Source organism: Streptomyces sp. NBC_00210 (genome assembly GCF_045160975.1).
In the GTDB taxonomy this organism is placed as follows: Bacteria; Actinomycetota; Actinomycetes; order Streptomycetales; family Streptomycetaceae; genus Streptomyces.
In genome coordinates this window covers 3,416,889-3,435,825 of record NZ_CP108120.1, presented here as the reverse complement: position 1 = coordinate 3,435,825, position 18,937 = coordinate 3,416,889, and the positions used below count along the sequence as shown (strand labels likewise).

Genomic DNA, 18,937 nt, shown 5'->3' with positions numbered 1-18,937 from the left:
CGCGGAGCCGGGAGGTTCCTCAGAAGCGACGCGTGATCAGCGCGCGCTTCACTTCCTGGATCGCCTTGGTGACCTCGATGCCACGCGGGCAGGCGTCCGTGCAGTTGAACGTGGTGCGGCAACGCCACACGCCGTCCTTGTCGTTGAGGATCTCCAGGCGCTGCTCCCCGGCCTCGTCACGCGAGTCGAAGATGAAGCGGTGCGCGTTGACGATCGCCGCCGGGCCGAAGTACTGGCCGTCGTTCCAGAACACCGGGCACGAGGACGTGCACGCGGCGCACAGGATGCACTTGGTGGTGTCGTCGAAGCGCTCGCGGTCCTCGGCGGACTGCAGCCGCTCACGCGTCGGCTCGTTGCCGGACGTGATCAGGAAGGGCATCACGTCCCGGTACGCCTGGAAGAACGGCTCCATGTCCACGACCAGGTCCTTGAGGACCGTCAGGCCCTTGATGGCCTCGACCGTGATCGGCTTCTCCGGGTTGATGTCCTTGATCAGCGTCTTGCAGGCGAGCCTGTTCTTGCCGTTGATCCGCATCGCGTCGGAGCCGCAGATGCCGTGCGCGCAGGAGCGCCGGAAGGTGAGCGAGCCGTCGACGTCCCACTTGATCTTGTGGAGACCGTCGAGCACACGCTCCTTCGGGTCGATCTCGATCTGGAAGTCCTGCCACTGGGCCTCGTCGGAGACCTCGGGGTTGAAGCGGCGGATCCGGAAGGTGACCGTGATGTACGGCGAGGCGGCGGCTTCCGCCTCCACCTTGTCCAGGGTCGGGGTAGCCATCAGTACTTACGCTCCATCGGCTGGTAGCGGGTCTGGACGACCGGCTTGTAGTCGAGACGAATGGACTCGACGCCGTCGTCGCCCACCTCGCGGTACGCCATGGTGTGGCGCATGAAGTTGACGTCGTCGCGGTTCGGGAAGTCCTCGCGGTAGTGACCGCCGCGGGACTCCTTGCGGGCCAGCGCCGAGACGGCCATGACCTCGGCCAGGTCGAGCAGGTTGCCCAGCTCGATGGCTTCGAGCAGGTCCGTGTTGAAACGCTTGCCCTTGTCCTGGATGGACACGTTCTTGTAGCGGTCGCGCAGCTCGCCGATCTTCTCGACCGCGGTCTTGATCGTCTGCTCGGTGCGGAACACCATGACGTTCGCGTCCATGGTCTCCTGCAGCTCGCGGCGGATGTCCGCCACCCGCTCCTTGCCCGTGGAGCTGCGCAGTCGCTCGACCTGCGCCTCGACCAGCGAGGCCGGGTTCTCGGGAAGCTCGACGTAGTCGGACTTCGCGGAGTACTCGGCGGCGGCGATACCCGCCCGCTTGCCGAAGACATTGATGTCCAGCAGCGAGTTGGTGCCCAGGCGGTTGGCGCCGTGCACCGAGACGCAGGCGACCTCACCGGCGGCGTACAGGCCCGGGACGACGGTGGTGTTGTCGCTGAGGACCTCACCCTGGACGTTCGTGGGGATGCCGCCCATGGCGTAGTGCGCGGTCGGCTGGATCGGGATCGGGTCCGTGTAGGGCTCGATGCCGAGGTACGTACGGGCGAACTCGGTGATGTCCGGGAGCTTGGCGTCCAGCTGCTCCGGCGGCAGGTGGGTCAGGTCCAGGTAGACGTGGTCGCCCTCGGGACCGCAGCCGCGGCCCTCGCGGATCTCCGTGTAGATGGAGCGTGAGACGACGTCACGCGAGGCGAGGTCCTTCATGACGGGCGCGTACTTCTCCATGAAGCGCTCACCGTCCTTGTTGCGAAGGATGCCGCCCTCGCCGCGGGCGCCCTCGGTGAGGAGGATGCCCATGCGCCAGATGCCCGTCGGGTGGAACTGGAAGAACTCCATGTCCTCCAGCGGCAGACCGCGCCGGTAGCAGGCGGCCTGGCCGTCACCGGTGAGCGTGTGCGCGTTGGAGGTCACCTTGAAGAACTTGCCGGTGCCGCCGGAGGCGTAGATGACGGCCTTCGCCTGGAAGATGTGGATCTCGCCGGTGGCCAGCTCGAACGCGACCACGCCCGCCGACTTCTTGACGCCGTCGACCTCGGTGATCAGCTGGTCCAGGACGTAGAACTCGTTGAAGAACTCCACGCCCTCCTTGACGCAGTTCTGGTACAGCGTCTGGAGGATCATGTGGCCGGTGCGGTCCGCGGCGTAGCAGGACCGGCGGACCGGGGCCTCGCCGTGGTTGCGCGAGTGGCCGCCGAAGCGGCGCTGGTCGATGGTGCCGTTCGGGGTGCGGTTGAACGGCAGGCCCATCTTCTCGAGGTCCAGGACCGCGTCGATGGCCTCCTTCGCCAGGATCTCGGCGGCGTCCTGGTCGACCAGGTAGTCACCGCCCTTGACCGTGTCGAAGGTGTGCCACTCCCAGTTGTCCTCCTCGACATTGGCGAGCGCGGCGGCCATACCGCCCTGCGCGGCGCCCGTGTGGGAGCGGGTCGGGTAGAGCTTCGTCAGCACGGCGGTACGGCTGCGCTTGGTCGACTCGATGGCCGCGCGCATACCGGCGCCGCCGGCGCCGACGATGACGGTGTCGTACTTGTGGATCTTCATTGGTCGTCAGCCCCGGCTTTAGCGGATGTTCGGGTCGAAGGTGAAGATCACCAGCGTGCCCAGAAGGATGGTGAACACCGTGGCGGTGTACAGCAGGCCCTTGAGCCACAGGCGCGTGTTGGCACGCTCCGCGTAGTCATTGATGACGGTACGCAGGCCATTGGCGCCGTGCAGCATGGCAAGCCACAGCATCAGCAGATCCCAGACCTGCCAGAACGGGGAGGCCCAGCGGCCGGCCACAAAGGCAAAGCCGATCTTGGAGACACCGCCGTCGAGCACCAGCTGGATCAGCAGGTGGCCGATGACGAGGACGACCAGGACGATGCCGGACAGGCGCATGAAGAGCCATGCGGCCATCTCGAAGTTGCCGCGGGTCGCCTTCGGGGTCTTCCCGGTGCGCTTGCGCGGGGCCTCGATGTACGGGGCCGGGTTGTCGGCGTCATACAGGCTTGCGCCCTCGACGGGGCCGACGGCGGAGGTCTCGGCGACTGTGTTGTTCGAAGACATGGTCTGGCTCAGCTCCCGAACAGTTCACGTACGGCGTGGCCGAGCACCGGGTACAGGGCGCCCACCATCAGCACGAACCAGATGGCCATCACGGTCCAGAACATCTGCTTCTGGTAGCGCGGGCCCTTGGACCAGAAGTCCACGGCGATGACACGCAGGCCGTTGAGCGCGTGGAAGAGAATCGCGGCCACCAGGCCGTATTCGAGCAGCGCGACGATCGGCGTCTTGTACGTGGCAACGACATCGTCATACGCCTCGGGCGAGACGCGGACGAGAGCGGTGTCCAGCACGTGTACGAACAGGAAGAAGAAGATGAGGACGCCGGTGACTCGATGAGCCACCCAGGACCACATTCCTTCCCGGCCGCGGTACAGCGTTCCAGCCGGCACGGAAGAACCCTCCGGGAGCGGGGATTGGGGCCTGCCGGCTTAGGGGTGTCGGTCTGGCCCGGCCGGGTACGGTCCACCGGCCCTGGCCATCGTAGCGACGACTTGTCGGTTCGCTCGCCCGGGGTCCTTAGGTGTGATCAAACAGGCAATCAAACAGCCTCGTACGGGCTATCGGGAGGCTCCGGCAACGTCTGATTCCGGATGGTTGGCCACTACATGTGCCAGTCGGGTGCGGGCGAGGCCGCGCAGCTCCTCGGCGGAGACGGCCCGCTCCTCGTCCCTTTCGTGGCCGAGCCTGGCGCGGATACCGGCCAGTACCTGATCGAGATACTCCTCCGGGCGGAACCCGTCGAGGCTGATCACGAAGGCGTGGCCGAAGCGGCTCTCGTACGCGGCGTGGGCGGCGGCCAGTGCGGTGTGCGCGGCCGGGGGAGCGCCCGGGTGCGGGCCGGCGGAGGACTCGTCGGAGAGAGCCTCGGCGAGGTCGGTGGGGGAGAGGTCGTAGCTGGCCTCGTCGGCTGCGGCGAGGAGTGCGTCGAGATCGGGGTAGGGGCGGTGGGCGACCAGGCGCTGGGCCCAGCGGCGGCTGCCGCAGCAGGCGAGGAGTGCGGCTTCGGCGGCCGAGGCGGCGGCGGTGTTGAAGCGGTCGAGACCGGGAGTGCCGTGGCGCTGGGCGGGCAGCGGGGACGGTGGGGAGGGCAGGGCTGAAGGGGCGAGGGCGTGTGAAGTGTGCTGGAGTGTCGGCGGTCGCATCGGGAGGCCGGCGTGGGATTCGCTGGACAGCGTGGGCTCCTCGAAAAGGACAGCGGGACGGCTGTACCGCAAGGGACGGGGCACTGCGGTCGTCGTGAACCTGGGCAAGGGGCGTGGGTGGCCCATGTGCGTGCTGGGTCTGCCGGGGCGCTGAGGCGCAACGCTATCCATGCGCGCGAGGAGCTGTCCGATGGATGCGCGATTTTCACCCGGACGGGAGAGTTTCGACTCATGTGATGGACGATGTACGGGGGTGGTTTGCCGTAGTTCCGACGCATTTGGGAGGTATCCGAGTGATACGGCACTCAGGGCGTGCCCGGTTCGCCGGAGCAGTCCTGGCCGCGACCGCGGCCTTCTCAATGACCCTGACCAGCTGCTCGAGCGGCGAACCCGCGAAGGCCAGGGGCGCCGAGGCGAAGACCCCCGCCGCGGTGAGCCCGTCTCCCCAACCGTCCAGGACGTACCCCCTCTCGGTGGCGCCCGCCACCATCCCCTCCGTGCGTACGCACGAACCCGCCCGCGGTCCGGGCTGGCGTCCCGGCCCCGGCGGCGGGGTCGTCGTCGCCCGGGGCAGCGAGGCGCTCGCCGACGAGGGGCGGCTGCTCGCCGGCGAGCTGAAGCTCGGCTACCGGGGCGCCGTGCCCGCCCGGGCGGGCGATGTCGAGCTGGCGCTGGATGCCGCGGGGAAGGGCGGGGCCGAGTCGTACACCGTGAGCGCGAGCGGCGGCCGGGTGCGGATCACCGGTCCCGCCGAGGCCGGGGTCTTCTACGGGACCCGGACGCTCAAGCAGGCGGTGAAGTCGGGTGGGGCGATGCCGGAGGGTGTCGTACGAGACCGTCCCGACCGGCCGCAGCGCGGGCTGATGGTCGACATCGCGCGCAAGCACTTCACCGCGGCCTGGATCGAGGCGCGGCTGCGCGAGATGGCCGACCTCAAGCTCAACCAGCTGGGCCTGCACTTCTCCGACGACCAGGGCTTCCGCATCGCGTCCGACTCGCATCCCGAGGTGGTCTCGCGCGAGCACCTGACCAAGGACGAGGTGCGCAGAATCCTTTCGCTCGCCGCGCGCCTGCACATCACGGTCATCCCCGAGATCGACTCCCCGGGCCATCTGGGCGCGGTGCTCGCCGCGCATCCGCAACTGCGGCTGAGGGACGCGACGGGCAGGACGGTGCCCGGGGCGATCGACATCGGGCAGGAGGCGTCCGCGCGGATCGTGGACGAGCTGCTGCGGGAGTACGCGGAGCTGTTCGGCGGCGCGTACTGGCATCTGGGCGGCGACGAGTACCAGGCGCTGGTCCGGAAGAACCCGGAGGCGTCCTTCCCGCAGCTGGCGGCCCTGGCCCGGCAGAAGTACGGACCGCAGGGGCGGGTCCAGGACCTGGCGACGGCCTGGGTGAACGACCGCGCGGCGGTGCTGCGCCCCCTGGGACGCAAGCTCAAGGCATGGAACGACGGGTTCTTCCGGGGCGGTGTGGTCAGGGCGGCCAAGGACCTCGAGGTCGAGTACTGGACCGGCAAAGAGATCGGCGCGCGAGTGCCGCAGGAGTATCTGCGCGAGGGCCGGCGGCTGGTCAACGTCAATGACGAGTATCTGTACTACGTGCTCGGACAGCCGCAGACCTTCGTATATCCGACGGGCCGCCGGATATACGAGCAGTGGACGCCCTTCGTGATCCGTGGCACCCAGCCGGTGTCGCGCACGTACTCGGACCAGATACTGGGCGGCCGGTTCGCGGTCTGGTGCGACCTCGCCGATTCCCAGACCCAGGAGCAGGTGGCGCGCGGCATCGCCATGCCACTGGCTGCGACGGCGCAGAAACTGTGGGACCCGCGGACTCCGGAGCGCAGCTGGCAGTCCTTCGAGGCGCTGGCCCGCCAGCTGGGCCTCGCGGGCTGAGCGGCTGGGCGGCTGAGCGGCGCAGTGAGCGGTCGCTGAAAGGCTCGCGGAAGGGATCGCGGTGTGGGCCCGCTCGGGGGTGTACGGGCCCACACCGCGGGAATTCAGGCCGCGGCGCTCCCAACAGGGCGCTCTGCAGGCCGAGTTCCGTGGCGCAGAATGTAACAGGGCTGTGCCGTATATGTGTACGAGTTGCGTATGGTGAATGCTCGGCGTCGGCTTGGCAGGACTGTGGCGGCCGGGGCGCCGAAGGGGGTATTTTGCGCCATGCGGTCCGCGGCTTGTGCCGAGGAATTCTGCTTCCGATTGCTGGAAGGAACTGGGGATTCCCGACCTGGAGGAGTGACGCAATCGAGCCACGGGGCGCAGTAAGAGGAAGTACTGCGTCCGTGATGGGAGTCGTCCGGTGGCGTCGAAGAGCCTGAGGGAACTGATCGCACAGGCGGATGAGCGAGGCCTGGCCGCGAGCGGGCTCGCCTGCCTGGATCGTTGTCTGCCGCTGCTCGCGTCCGAGGCCGACGCGCTGCGTCCGCTGTGGTCGGGCCTGGTGGAGGGCGAGGAGGACTGGTCGGGACGGCTCGCCGAGGCCAGAGCGACCATGGAGAGCGAGGCCGTCGACGACGAAGCCGCCACGCTCGTACGCCAGATGCTCGGCGCCGCGCCCTCCGAGTGGGCGGCGGACCCGCTGCGGGAGTGGGCGGACGACTGCTCCGTCGCCGCGCTCGAACTCCACCACCGCTTCGACGCGGGCCCGGGGGCCGACGAGCCGGCCGCGGCCGATGTCGTCCAGGTGCTCGCGCGCTGCCGCGAGGGCGAGCCGGACGGCGCGGGGCCGCTCGTCGCCGGTGAACTGCGCCGCCAGATCCAGATTCTGGAGATCCTCGCGGACGCGGAGGGCGGCGTCGGGCTGCGTCAGGCGCTGGATGTCTCGATCGAGGGCCAGCGCGTGCTGCGCGCGGTCGTCTCGCGCCGGGCTCGCGTCAAGCGCTGAGGCGCGCGGTCTGGGGGCCACCGCGGACGCCTGGGCCTCCGGGGGCCGCGGGGCGCCGCCCGGCTCCGGTTCCGTACGCCCTGTCCGTGCCCGTCGGGGGCACCGCACAGAGTGAGACGAGCGGGCGTCAGTGCTCGCCGTGCTCGCCGGCCGGCAGCTCGCCGGTGCACGTCGCTCGCCCGAAGTTGCCGGACGCGGTGGCACGCTGCACGTGCTTGCCGCGGATGGCGAGCGTGCAACTGGCCTGGCCGCCCTTCCCGTCGAGGACGAGTGCGACGGTCGGTGCCTTGCCGAGCGGTACCTGGACGGTCTTCTTCCAGGGCAGCGTGACGCCCTTCTCCACGGTTGCCTCGCCGGACTCGCTGCGCGCGAGGTACGAGAGCTCGGCTGTGCCGCTTCCGGTCACCTCATAGGTCACCTCGGCGGTCGGGACGGCGCGGGGCTTCGGCTTCTCGGGAGTGTTGAGGAAGCCGTAGCCGACGAGTCCGCCGCAGGCGAGCAGCACGACTGCCGCGATGACCAGGCCACGCCGGTCCGGGCGGGCGTCGGCACCGCCCTTCTCGGCGTTCTCCGGCTCCGCGACGTCGATCAGATCCGAGGCTTCGGTCGTTTCAGCGGACTCTATGGACTCTATGGACTCCACGGACTCAAGGGACTCAGTGGACTCGGCGGATTCCGTGGATGGCATAAGGGACCGACTTTCGGCGAATTGACTCTGTGCGGAACCGGGCGTTTATACACGACGCGACCCGCCGGGCGCGAGCGAGCGGAAGAAACGGGCGAATCAGCGCTCTTTTCGGGGGTCAACTGTCCCTAATGTCCTCGGGGTTGACGGGGCATCACTCAAGTGATTAGAAATCACGCCGCCACAGCCGTGAACTGCCAGTTCGCGGTCGTGGAGCAATGAGTCACGCCGGCCGGAAACCTCCGGGTCGGCTCATTCGGCGTGCCCATTTCGCATGCGGCGAATTGGCCGCCGATGCGAAAGGGCATAGAGGTGAAAGTTCCGTACAGGAGATATATCTCCTGTCTGGTGGTCTCTGCGGTAGCGGGAACGCTGCTGCCGCAGGTCGCCTATGCGGCCCCGGCATCGTCGTCGAATGACGACGGCAAGGGGATCGTCGACACCGTCAAGGGCTGGTTCTCGGACGACGACGAGGAGGCTGACAAGCCGCCGGTCGGCGGGAAGCTGGAGATACCCAGCCGCGAGAAGCTGCCGAAGGGCAAGAAGCTTCCGAAGGCGAAGCGGGTCAAGGAGCTGACGAACCGCCGTACCCCGCAGGCGCGGTTCTGGCAGCTGTCGGACGGCCGGGTCGAGGCGGAGCTGGCGGCCGTGCCGGTCTCCTACAAGTCCGGGAAGTCCTGGAAGCCGATCGACACGGCGCTGAGGCCGACGACGGCGAAGGGCTTCGACTTCGCCAACACGGCGAACACCGGCCAGAGCTGGTTCGGCTCCGACGCCGGGAAGCTGCTGCGTTTCGGGGCGCCGAACGGCCGCTCGGTCACGATGGGCCTGAAGGGTGCCGGCAAGTCGCTGAAGCCGCAGGCCAAGGGCGAGACCGTCACGTACAAGGACGCTGTTTCCGGCGCGGACCTGCAGTACGTGGTGGGCCGGGGGCAGGTCAAGGAGAACATCGTCCTGGACGCGGCTCCGGCCGGCCCGGTGTCGTACACCTTCACACTGAACACCGACGGCCTGACGCCGAAGGCCCGCAAGGACGGTTCGGTCGCGCTGTTCGGTGAGCTCCCGAACACTCCGGTGATGGTCATTCCGGCGCCGTACATGACGGACGCCAAGAAGGACGCGCTGTCGCCGACCGGTGGTACGTACTCCACCAAGGTCAGCCAGAAGCTCGCCCGCGACGGCAAGAACTGGAAGCTGACACTCACGCCGGACGCCAAGTGGCTGGCGGCGAAGGAGCGTCAGTACCCGGTGGTGATCGACCCGACGATCACCATCGCGCCGTCGCCGACGGACTCGCAGGACACGATGGTCCTGTCCGACCAGCCGTCGGTGAACTTCAACACCACGTGGAAGCTCTCAGCAGGCAAGACGGACACGGGCATCGCCCGCTCGCTGATTCAGTTCCCGCTGACGGAGATCCCGGCGGGTGTGAAGGTCGATGCGGCGCGGCTGTCGATGTACTACGACCAGTCGCACACCACCAACGCCAACGCGGTGACCATCGAGGCGCACCGGGCGACGGGTTCGTGGACCGAGGCGGGTGCGAACTGGTCCAACACCAGTGCGCTGGTGGGTGAGCTGTCCGGCACCACCGTCCAGCAGGACGACGGGGACACCGGTACGGCGGCGGTCGGCGAGTGGCCGGGAGGCACCACCACCGGTGGGGCCGCGACCAATGACGACTTCGCCTACAACAAGAACGCGCTGACGGGTGAGAAGTACACCTGGCAGCCGCAGGTCCCGGAGACCGACTCCTACCGGGTGGATGTGCACTACCCGGCGGCCTCCGACGCGGCCACGGCCGCCCCGTACACCGTCACGTACAACGGCGGCACGAAGAACTACACGGTCAACCAGACCGGGACGGGCGGGGTCTGGAAGACCCTGGACGCCGCCGAGTACAGCTTCGCCAAGGGCAACGCGGGCAAGATCGTGCTGGGTGACACCGGCAGTTCGACCACGCGCACCCTGGCGGACTCGGTCCGGCTGGTGAACCCGGCCCAGATCGTGAAGCCGGTCGGCAAGTACAACGTGTGGCACGACTTCCCGGTCGCCGACACCGTCCAGAAGTGGGTGTCCGGTACCGCCCCGAACTACGGGTTCGTACTGAAGGCCACCGACGAGTCGGGCACCGCGCCGACCGGCGGCCCGCGCTACGAGGCGGGCGACGGCAACACCTACGGCGGCGAGACCTCGACCATTCCGCGGCTGACCGTCACCTACGGGAAGGTCGGCACGGCGCTGAACTCCCCGACCGTGGTGCACGGCACGGGCCCGGAGCTGTCCTGGCCGGCGTACGTCAACACAGGCGGCGCGGCGAACGACGACATCGTCGAGTACCAGCTGCACCGTTCCACGCAGCAGGTCTTCACGCCGTCCGCGGCAACGCTGGTCGCGCCGATCCCCTCGACCACGACCGCGTACACGGACACCACCGCGGTGCCGACCCCGGACTCCAGCTCCAGTGAGATCGGGAAGTCGTACTTCTACCAGCTGGCGGTCAAGACCAAGGGCGGTGAGCTGCTCGGGTCGCCGACCCGGGTGGTGGGCATCCCGAAGGCCGGCCGGACGATGAAGATCATCCAGTCCGGTCAGACGGACACGACCCTGTCCTCGCAGCAGCCGACCACCAACCAGAACGCGATCCAGTCCTTCGGCGTGGGCCAGACCTGGCTGAGCGTCGGCAACAACTCCACCACATACGGCAAGACGCGCGCCGTGCTGAAGTTCCCCACCACCGGCATCCCCGCCACCGCGACGGTGCTGGAGAACAAGCTGTACATGTGGGGCGCGGAGACCACCAGCACCACCAACGGTGCGATCTACGAACTCCACGCGCTGACCCGGGACTTCACCGACACGACGGCGACCTGGAACAACGCGACGGCGACGACCGCGTGGACCACGCCGGGCGGCGACATGTCCGCCACCGTCTCGGACACCGTCCCGCAGATCACGGACGAGGTCGGGCGGCACTGGTGGGACGCCACCGGCCTGATGCAGTCCTGGGTCAAGACGCCCACGGGCAACAAGGGCGTGGCCGTCAAGCTGAAGGACGAGACGACCACCGGCCCGCAGGAACGCACGCTGTTCCTGTCGTCGGAGGCCTCGGACCCGCAGCTGCGGCCGTACATGCAGGTCATCTACGTGGACTCGACGACCGAGGACACGTACTACGCGCCGCAGACGCCGGCGCGGATGACGCCGAACTCCACGTACACGGTGGACTTCACGGTCACCAACACCACCGCGACCGCGTGGGCGGCCGGTGAGCGGCAGCTGTCGTACACCTGGAAGCTGCCCGACGGCACGGACATGACCAACGGCGGCAACCAGCTGTCGACGGCGATCCCGGCACTGCTGCCGGGCAAGTCGGCCACGATCCAGGCGCAGGTCAAGACGCCCATCAACTCGGACAACGGCTCCAAGCGCACCGAGTACGTACTGGGCTGGGACGTCCGCAAGATCTCCGACGGCAGCTGGCTGTCGGCCGGGACGGGCGCTATTCCGTCGCTGAAGCAGAACGTGGCGGTGGAGGACCCGACCTCCAACAGCCTGGGCCTGGAGAAGTTCTACTCCTACACGGGGAAGAACACCGGCGCCGGCTCTACGGTCATGAACAACCTGGCGGCCGGTAACAGCGTCTGGTCCTACAACGCGTTCACGAACCCGGGCAGGGGTCTGAACACGTTCGCGCGGTTCGCGTACAACTCGCTGGACACATCGGACACGGTGGCCGGCCACGGCTGGTCGTTCCAGGCCGCCGGGCCGATCCGGCTCGGTGCGCCGCTGGACTTCCACCCCAACCCGAACCCGACGGAGATCCGTCTCCCGGACGGTGACGGCACCACGCACATCTTCAGCAAGCAGCCCGACGGCTCGTGGAAGGCCCCGGCGGGTGTCCACTACAAGGTCACGATGAAGTCGGGCCTGGACTGCAAGCCCTCCAAGGATCCGGTTCCGGACGCCTGGACGCTGACCCGTCCGGACGGCACGCGGTTCCTGTTCGGCTGCGACGGCTACATGACGTCCGCGATTGACAAGAACGGCAACACGCAGACGTTCACGTACGAGGAGCGCAAGTCCAACAACAAGCCGACCAAGTTCCTGACCTACATCACGGACCCGGCCGGCCGTCAGACGCTCACCGTCGACTACTACAAGAAGGGTGACGCGTCCTACGAGTACATCAACGACTCGGGCGCGAAGGTCACCGGCTCGAACCTGACCAACTCCAAGATCTACGACCACGTGAAGTCCATGACGGACATCTCGGGCCGCAAGGTCTCCTTCTACTACACCGACAAGGGCCTGCTCGGCCAGTTCACCGACGGTGCCGGCTCAAGCCAGCCCAAGGACTTCAAGTTCACCTACGACGCCACGCAGGGGAACAAGAACGTCAAGCTGGTCAAGATCACGGACCCGCGCGGCAACGCGACGAACATGGCGTACTACGCGCCCCAGGCCGGTGACGACCCGAAGTACCACTGGTGGACGAAGACGATCACCGACCGTCTGCAGGGCACCACGGACTTCGGCTATGCCGTGAACGCGGGCAACACGAAGTTCACCGACACGAGGGTCACCGACGCCGAGCAGCACGCAGCGGCATTCGTCACGGACGACTTCGGCCGCCCGGTCCAGACGACCAACGCCAAGTCGCAGACCACCAAAATGTCGTGGGACGCGGACAACAACGTCACCTATCTCGAGGAGCCCAACGGCGCCAAGACCGCGTACTGCTACGACCAGAAGACGGGCTACCCGCTCTGGCAGCGCGACGCGGAGAACAACAAGTCCGGCGTTCCTCCGTCCTCGGACTGTGCCCCCGGCACCTACCCGGCCAACGCGCAGAAGTATGAGTACCAGACCCGGCTCGACGGCTTCAGCGCCGACCTGTTCACCAAGACTTCTCCCGAGGGTCGCAAGTGGCAATTCGGCTATGACTCCTTCGGCAATCTGAAGACGGTCACCGACCCGAAGGGTGTCGCCACGGCGACGGCCGGGGACTACACGACGTCCTACGAGTACGACGGTTACGGTCAGCTGACCAAGGCGACCGACGCCAACGGCAACCCGACGACCAACAGCAACTTCGGCCCGACGGGCTACCCGGCGACCATCACCGACGCGCTGAACAAGTCCACGCAGTTCGTGTACGACGCGCGCGGCCAGGTCACCGAGGTCACCGACGCGCTGGGCAAGAAGACCACGCAGGCGTACGACACGTTCGGACGTCCACTGGTGAACACGGTGCCAAAGGACCAGGCCGCGGGCGTTCTGATCACCACTCCCGCTCCGGTCTACGACGCCAACGACAACGTCACCACGTCGACGTCACCCAACGGCGCGGTCTCCACGGCTGCCTACGATGCCGCGGACCAGATCTCCTGGGCGACCGCCCCGAAGGACACCACCACATCGGGCGAACGCAAGTCGGCCTACACGTTCGACAAGGTCGGCAACCTCAAGACGACCACGCGGCCCAAGGGCACGGCGACCACGACGGACCCGTCCGACTACATCACCACCAACCACTACAACGAGCTCTACCAGCTCACCTCGGTCGTCAACGCGGCCGGTGACAAGATCAGCTACGAGTACGACAACGCCGGCAACGTCATCACGGTCGTCGATCCCAAGAAGAACGCGACCGCCGACGCCACCGACTACACCAGCAAGACCGCATACGACCTGAACCACCGGGTCACCACGGCCACGGACGCAGCCGGGAAGACCACCCAGCGGGCCTATGACAAGGACTCGCTGGTCATCTCGACGACGGACGCGGAGAGCAACACCACGACCGTCACGTACGACGAGCGGGGCAAGCAGACCGAGGTCAAGGCTCCGCACGACGGCACCACCTCGATCACGTACCGCACGACGAAGTACGAGTACGACCAGGTCGGCAACACCACCAAGGTGATCACGCCGCGGGGCACGGCAACGGCGACAGCGGACGACTTCACCACCCGTACCGAGTACGACGTGCTGAACCGCCCGGTCAAGAAGTTCCAGCCGTACGACCCGGCAGATGCCCGCTACAACGACCCGAACGTCTACACCCAGACGTTCTACGACGCGGTGGGTCGGGTCTCCAAGACATCGATGCCGCCGTCGGAGGGCCAGACGGTCCGCAACGACACCACCAACAGCTACTTCGACAACGGCTGGGTGAAGTCCTCGACGGACCCGTGGGACATCGCAACCACATACGACTACAACGAGCTGGGCAAGCAGACCTCGCGCACGATCACGTCGGCCGGGGGTTCCTCGAACCGCACCATGACGTGGTCGTACTTCCCGGACGGCAAGCTCAAGTCCAAGTCGGACGACGGGGTGCCGGTGGGCAGCGCGGTGGCGCTGGTGGACAACTCCGACACGCAGCACACGTCCGCGACCGGCACCTGGTCGAAGGGCGACATCACCGGCCAGCAGGGCTATGACCACCAGGTCCACACCGCGGGAACCGGGACGGACGCGTTCACCTGGACGCTGAACATCCCCAAGGACGGGACCTACACGGCCTACGTCAAGTTCCCGAGGGTCACCGGGGCGGCGACGACCGCGAAGTACACGGTGACCAAGTCCGACGGCACCACGGCGGACGTGACGAAGGATCAGAACGTCGCCACCGGGACCTGGATATCGCTCGGCTCGTATGCCTTCACCCAGGGCAACGCGGCCAAGCTCCAGCTGTTCCAGAACAGCGGGGGCGCGGTCGTCGCCGACGGAGTAAAGCTCGTCCGGGACAACTCCGGCGACACCGACACCGAGAAGCACACCTTCGCCTACGCCTACGACGTCAACGGCAACATGACGTCGGTCGACGACACCTCTTCCGGTGCAAAGGTCGACGCGTACACCGTCATGTACACAGGCCTCGACCAGGTCCAGAAGGTCACCGAGACGCTGGCCGGCCAGGAGAAGAAGTCCACCTCCTACACCTACGACGCCAACGGCAAGCCGGATACGACAACCCACCCCGACCAGTTCTCCAAGTACACCTACGACCTGCGTGACCTGGTCAAGACGGTCTCCGTCGGCAAGACGGCTGCCGATACCTCGCCGAAGGTCTCGTCGTACACCTACACCGACCGCGGTCAGAAGCTGAAGGAGACCAAGGCCAACAACAACACCGTCGACTACGGCTACTACCTCGACGGTGCGCTGAAGTCCTCGACGGAGAAGAAGCCGAACGGGACCCTCGTCTCCTCGCACACCTACGCCTACGACGCCAACGGCAACAAGGCGCAGGACGTGGCGAAGAAGATGAACGCCGACAACCACGCGGCGTACCTCGACTCCACCGCCGACTACACCTACGACCCGGTCGACCGGCTCGCCAAGTCGGTCAAGACGGGCAACGGCGCGGGCACCGAGACGTACACCCACGACAACAACGCCAACGTCATCACCCAGTCGGTCAAGGGGACGAGCACCAGTTACACCTACGACCGCAACCGACTGCTGACGGCCACCACGTCGGGGGTCTCCGCCTCCTACAACTACGACCCGTTCGGTCGGCAGGAGTCCGTCACCAGCGGCGGCACAGTCGTCGAGCGGAGCGTGTACGACGGCTTCGACCACGTCATCGAGTCCAGTAAGACGGACGACGGTGGTGTGCTGAAGACCACGAAGTACACCTTCGACCCGCTGGACCGCACGGCGTCGAAGACGGCGGACGGAAAGACCACCGACTTCACGTACCTCGGCCTGTCGAGCGAGGTTCTGAACGAGGAGGTCGCCGGTGCGCTGACCAAGTCGTACCAGTACAGCCCGTGGGGCGAGCGCCTGTCCCAGGTCAAGCACAACACCGACGGGACGGCGGAGGACGGCTACTACGGTTACAACAGCCACACCGACGTCGAGACGCTGACCGACGGCAACGGCGACACCAAGTCGACCTACGGTTACACGGCCTATGGCTCGGACGACAAGTCCGAGTTCACCGGTATCGACAAGCCCGACGCCGGCGACCCGACCAAGGAGGCGTACAACCCCTACCGCTTCAACGCCAAGCGGTGGGACGCCCAGTCCGGCACGTACGACATGGGCTTCCGCGACTACAACCCGGGGCTCAACCGCTTCACCACTCGGGACATGTACAACGGCGCCCTCGCCGACATGAACCTCGGCAACGACCCGTACACGAGCAACCGCTACGCCTTCACCGGGGGCAACCCCATCAGCGGCGTCGAGCTCGATGGGCACGACTGGTGGGACACGTTCAAGTCCGCTGTCGGATTGGGCACGAAGACGGTGGCGCGAGCCCCCAGCGGTGTGCTCACCGCGTTCGAGGTATTCCTCAACGGGATCGGGTGGAACGACACACAGACCCCGGACAAGGTTCCCTACGACCGGGAGAAGCCCGACTACGACGTGGGCCTGCTGGTCGAGCCGGAGGCCGCGAACGAGTACTACTGGGGACATGACTTCCCGGTAAATCAGGACAACTGTGGTGAGGGCAAGAGTGCCGTCTACTACAGTCCGCTGGACGAAAAGGGGCGTGCGACGGGCGTCCGCGCCTGCCTCAGCGCCGGTGGATTCGGCTGGGTGGACGGAGACACGGGCGAGATGAAAGGCAATGCTGATTCGGCCATTCTCGGTACCCCCGTCCCGCGTCCCCCGGACGGAAATCCGCTTTGGACACCGCCGGGAATGGGGCCTGGATATCACCGGGGGCATCTGCTCGCCAACGCGCTTGGCGGCTCGGGCGAGGACAGGCGAAACCTGGTGCCGCTGTACGGGAAGCCGAACATGTCACAGATGAGGCGGGTAGAGAACCAGATCGCGAAGCGTATCGCGGCGGGTGAAACCATGTACTACCAGGTGATGCCGCGATACACCGGTGACAATGGTGCGCCTGACACTCTGGACATCAGCTGGAAGAGCATTACCACGGGTCAATCCGGGTCGGCCACGATCTGGAATACACCCGATGGACTTCCCCCCGCTCCATAGGTGCAATAGTTCCATGAAATAGCCCATGGTGGCTTGAGTGACGGGCGGGCACCCTGTTAGGATGCCCGCCCGTGCCTTCTTAATTTTCTGCTTCTTGTTGGAGGTTACTGTGTGGATGAAGCGACTTCTGGATGCGACAGCGTGGGAACCTCGAAATGTTCCGATTGAGTGGGGGTCCGTGGAGCGCGAATTGGGGGTGCAACTCCCGGGCGACTATAAGCAGATGTGTGAAGTCTTCGGGTGCGGAGAGTTCTCGGACTTCCTTCACGTGCTGGCCGTCGACGACAGTAAGGTATTCGACCTGCTCATCCGATGGCGGGGATTCTTGAATGACGCTCTCGAGTTCGGCGTCGGTGAGGACGATGTCGACCCGATCTTCGATCCCTACCGAATCTACGAGCCGGGGAAGGTCGGGCTCATTCCCTGGGGTTCGAGTCGGTCGGCCGACGAATTCTACTGGCTGGTGGAACCCGGGACCACGGGCGATTGGCCGATTCTGGCCCGAGTCGCAGATTCCACAAATTGGCGCCGCTTCGACATCTCGGTTCCGGAGTTCGTTTTTCGAGTCCTGACGGATCCCGACTTTCGGCCCTTCGGTGTGTCGCGCACAATTCCGCAGCCTTTCTTTACTCCAGCTGCTGGATGACACGCGTCGTCAGTCCCCGGGGTACTTGAGGTCCTACTCCATGCGATTCGGGATGTCCCTGGTCTGAATCCCAGATCGGAATGCGAAAACTGTGTGAGTCGAGCGAATTGCTGCGGTCACGGGCTGGGAACCCCTGAATTTGGATCTCCCCTGGGATGGGATTGAAGAAGCGCCTGGTGCGTCACTCCCCGAGGATTACAAGCGGAAGCCGAGTTCTCCGCATTCAGTGTCGCGGCGACGATCGAGACGCCCTATTACCGGACCTTCTGAGCCGCCGGGCATTGACTGAACCGGACTTCGATGCGACGGCCCGCCAGGTCCAATTGGCGGGCCGTCCATTTTCGGTTCGGGGCAGGTCCTACGATGCCTGCGCGGCCGGGGCGTCCTTGAGGGATGTGACGAAGGATGTCCAGGCAGGGGCGGTGAGGGTGAGGACCGGGCCGTGGGGGAGCTTGGAGTCGCGGATGGGGACGATGCCGGTGTGGGCGTCGCAGACCTCGACGCAGTCCCCGCCGGTGCCATTGCTGTAGCTGCTCTTGCGCCAGGCGGCCGCGCCGGGGAAGGCCTCGGCGACCTCGACGCAGTCGCCGCCGTCGCCGTTGCTGTAGGTGCTCTTGCGCCAGACGGCGGTGCTCAAGTCAATCCCGTTGCTTGCCATTTCGGTCATCCTCAGCCGCTTGCTCGATCAGGGCGAGGGACGCCTCCGGCGGCAGTGCGGCGGCCCTGAGCCGATCGTATGCCTTGCGGTACTGCTTCACGAGGGCCGGATCGTCGATGGTGTCACCGCTGTACTGCGCCTCCGTGTAGACCAGGGGCGGGGCATCCGGGAAGGTCATGATCTTGGCCGTGCCGAGCATGAGGGGATGAGGTCCGCGGTTCCACGGAAGGATCTGTGGAAGGATCCGGCGCCTCCGCGCCAGCGCCGCGATGCGCTCCAGCTGTTCGGCCGTCTCCGCCTGCGGAAGGATCGGCTGACGCAGCAGCGACTCGGGCAGGATCGCCCAGTACTCCGGGGTTTTGTGGTCGTCCTCGAAGAGGCGGGCCCGCGCCATTCGGGCGCCGACCTTCTCCTCGACTTCGTCGTCCGGTGCCAGCGGGTGCGCCGACCGTACGACCGCCCGCGCGTACGCGTCCGTCTGCAACAGGCCCGGAATCAGGGTCGGACACCACTCCTCGATGGTCTCCGCGTGCCTCTCCGCCTCCAGCACGCGCTCGAAGTAGCTGGCGTGGCCTCGTCTCTTCGCCTTCCGTACGTCCTCGCAGCGGCGCTTGAAGAAGCCGTCCGTCCCCAGCGCCTTGTCCACATGCTCGGCCAGTTCCGCCGGCATCCGGCGCTCGCCGCGTTCGATCTCGCTGAGGTGGCTGGGGCCGTAGAAACTGCCCTCGACCAGCTGCTGGAGGGTGAGCCCGGCCTCCTCCCGTTTCCAGCGCAACTCCTTGCCGTAGAAGGTGGGGACGCTCGCCGAGCCGTCGATGTCCTTGCGCTGCCCCATCGCTCACCGCCCTTGGTGCCGCTACCGCCCGTTTCCCGGTGTGTCCGCCCGAGTCCCGGCGATTCCCGTGCCC

General features: G+C 66.7%; 12 protein-coding genes. 4 read left to right on the top strand and 8 right to left on the bottom strand.

All coding sequences use genetic code 11. The annotated features are described in order from the left end of the window. Positions 1–19: 19 nt before the first annotated feature. The 5 genes from OG729_RS15460 to OG729_RS15440 all read right to left on the bottom strand — a co-directional run bounded on the left by OG729_RS15460 (position 20) and on the right by OG729_RS15440 (position 4,181). Complete coding sequence (locus OG729_RS15460; protein ID WP_307661555.1) at positions 20–778, bottom strand: succinate dehydrogenase iron-sulfur subunit; 759 nt, start codon at positions 776–778, stop codon at positions 20–22. Continuing rightward, entirely contained in the window at positions 778–2,532 is a 1,755-nt protein-coding gene (gene sdhA, locus OG729_RS15455) for a succinate dehydrogenase flavoprotein subunit (RefSeq protein WP_405806585.1), read from the bottom strand. Before sdhA ends, OG729_RS15460 begins: the two co-directional genes overlap by 1 nt. Positions 2,533–2,550: 18 nt before the next feature. Continuing rightward, complete coding sequence (locus OG729_RS15450; protein WP_360871674.1) at positions 2,551–3,039, bottom strand: succinate dehydrogenase hydrophobic membrane anchor subunit; 489 nt, start codon at positions 3,037–3,039, stop codon at positions 2,551–2,553. 8 nt (positions 3,040–3,047) lie between these two features. After that, positions 3,048–3,428, bottom strand: a complete 381-nt coding sequence (gene sdhC, locus OG729_RS15445) for a succinate dehydrogenase, cytochrome b556 subunit (protein WP_360871672.1) — start codon at positions 3,426–3,428, stop codon at positions 3,048–3,050. Between the two features lie 168 nt (positions 3,429–3,596). Beyond that, complete coding sequence (locus OG729_RS15440; protein WP_405806582.1) at positions 3,597–4,181, bottom strand: 2-oxo-4-hydroxy-4-carboxy-5-ureidoimidazoline decarboxylase; 585 nt, start codon at positions 4,179–4,181, stop codon at positions 3,597–3,599. Between the two features lie 359 nt (positions 4,182–4,540). Between OG729_RS15440 and OG729_RS15435 the strand changes: the two genes are divergently transcribed. Both OG729_RS15435 and OG729_RS15430 read left to right on the top strand, forming a co-directional pair. Then, positions 4,541–6,082, top strand: coding sequence for a beta-N-acetylhexosaminidase (locus OG729_RS15435; protein ID WP_405811148.1), 1,542 nt, complete (start codon positions 4,541–4,543; stop codon positions 6,080–6,082). A gap of 406 nt (positions 6,083–6,488) precedes the next feature. Next, positions 6,489–7,073, top strand: coding sequence for a hypothetical protein (locus OG729_RS15430; RefSeq protein ID WP_360871667.1), 585 nt, complete (start codon positions 6,489–6,491; stop codon positions 7,071–7,073). 127 nt (positions 7,074–7,200) lie between these two features. Here the strand turns inward: OG729_RS15430 and OG729_RS15425 are convergent, their stop codons facing one another. After that, complete coding sequence (locus OG729_RS15425; protein WP_405806580.1) at positions 7,201–7,716, bottom strand: hypothetical protein; 516 nt, start codon at positions 7,714–7,716, stop codon at positions 7,201–7,203. 336 nt (positions 7,717–8,052) lie between these two features. On the opposite strand from OG729_RS15425, the gene OG729_RS15420 reads away from it, so the two are divergent. Both OG729_RS15420 and OG729_RS15415 read left to right on the top strand, forming a co-directional pair. Beyond that, a complete protein-coding gene (locus OG729_RS15420; protein WP_405806579.1) occupies positions 8,053–16,725 on the top strand; it encodes a DNRLRE domain-containing protein in 8,673 nt (2,890 codons plus the stop codon). 178 nt (positions 16,726–16,903) lie between these two features. After that, positions 16,904–17,371 carry a hypothetical protein gene (locus tag OG729_RS15415; RefSeq protein WP_405806577.1) on the top strand — a complete coding sequence of 156 codons (468 nt, stop codon included), beginning with the start codon at positions 16,904–16,906 and terminating at the stop codon, positions 17,369–17,371. 358 nt (positions 17,372–17,729) lie between these two features. Here OG729_RS15415 and OG729_RS15410 read toward each other — a convergent pair whose 3' ends face one another. Together OG729_RS15410 and OG729_RS15405 are read right to left on the bottom strand one after the other, a co-directional pair. Then, on the bottom strand, positions 17,730–18,029 hold the full coding sequence (locus OG729_RS15410; protein WP_405806576.1) for a DUF397 domain-containing protein: 300 nt from the start codon (positions 18,027–18,029) through the stop codon (positions 17,730–17,732). Continuing rightward, the gene (locus tag OG729_RS15405; RefSeq protein ID WP_405806575.1) at positions 18,010–18,864 is read right to left on the bottom strand and encodes a helix-turn-helix domain-containing protein; all 855 of its coding nucleotides are present in this window, start codon (positions 18,862–18,864) and stop codon (positions 18,010–18,012) included. The genes OG729_RS15410 and OG729_RS15405 overlap by 20 nt, the downstream gene beginning before the upstream one ends. Positions 18,865–18,937 lie beyond the last annotated feature (73 nt).

Bases quoted from the DNA above. Each gene is read 5' to 3' on its own strand.
- OG729_RS15420 (WP_405806579.1), top strand. From the start codon at position 8,053: ATGCGAAAGGGCATAGAGGTGAAAGTTCCGTACAGGAGATATATCTCC.
- OG729_RS15440 (WP_405806582.1), bottom strand. From the start codon at position 4,181: ATGCGACCGCCGACACTCCAGCACACTTCACACGCCCTCGCCCCTTCA.
- sdhA (WP_405806585.1), bottom strand. From the start codon at position 2,532: ATGAAGATCCACAAGTACGACACCGTCATCGTCGGCGCCGGCGGCGCC.
- OG729_RS15460 (WP_307661555.1), bottom strand. From the start codon at position 778: ATGGCTACCCCGACCCTGGACAAGGTGGAGGCGGAAGCCGCCGCCTCG.
- OG729_RS15450 (WP_360871674.1), bottom strand. From the start codon at position 3,039: ATGTCTTCGAACAACACAGTCGCCGAGACCTCCGCCGTCGGCCCCGTC.
- OG729_RS15405 (WP_405806575.1), bottom strand. From the start codon at position 18,864: ATGGGGCAGCGCAAGGACATCGACGGCTCGGCGAGCGTCCCCACCTTC.
- OG729_RS15435 (WP_405811148.1), top strand. From the start codon at position 4,541: ATGACCCTGACCAGCTGCTCGAGCGGCGAACCCGCGAAGGCCAGGGGC.
- OG729_RS15410 (WP_405806576.1), bottom strand. From the start codon at position 18,029: ATGGCAAGCAACGGGATTGACTTGAGCACCGCCGTCTGGCGCAAGAGC.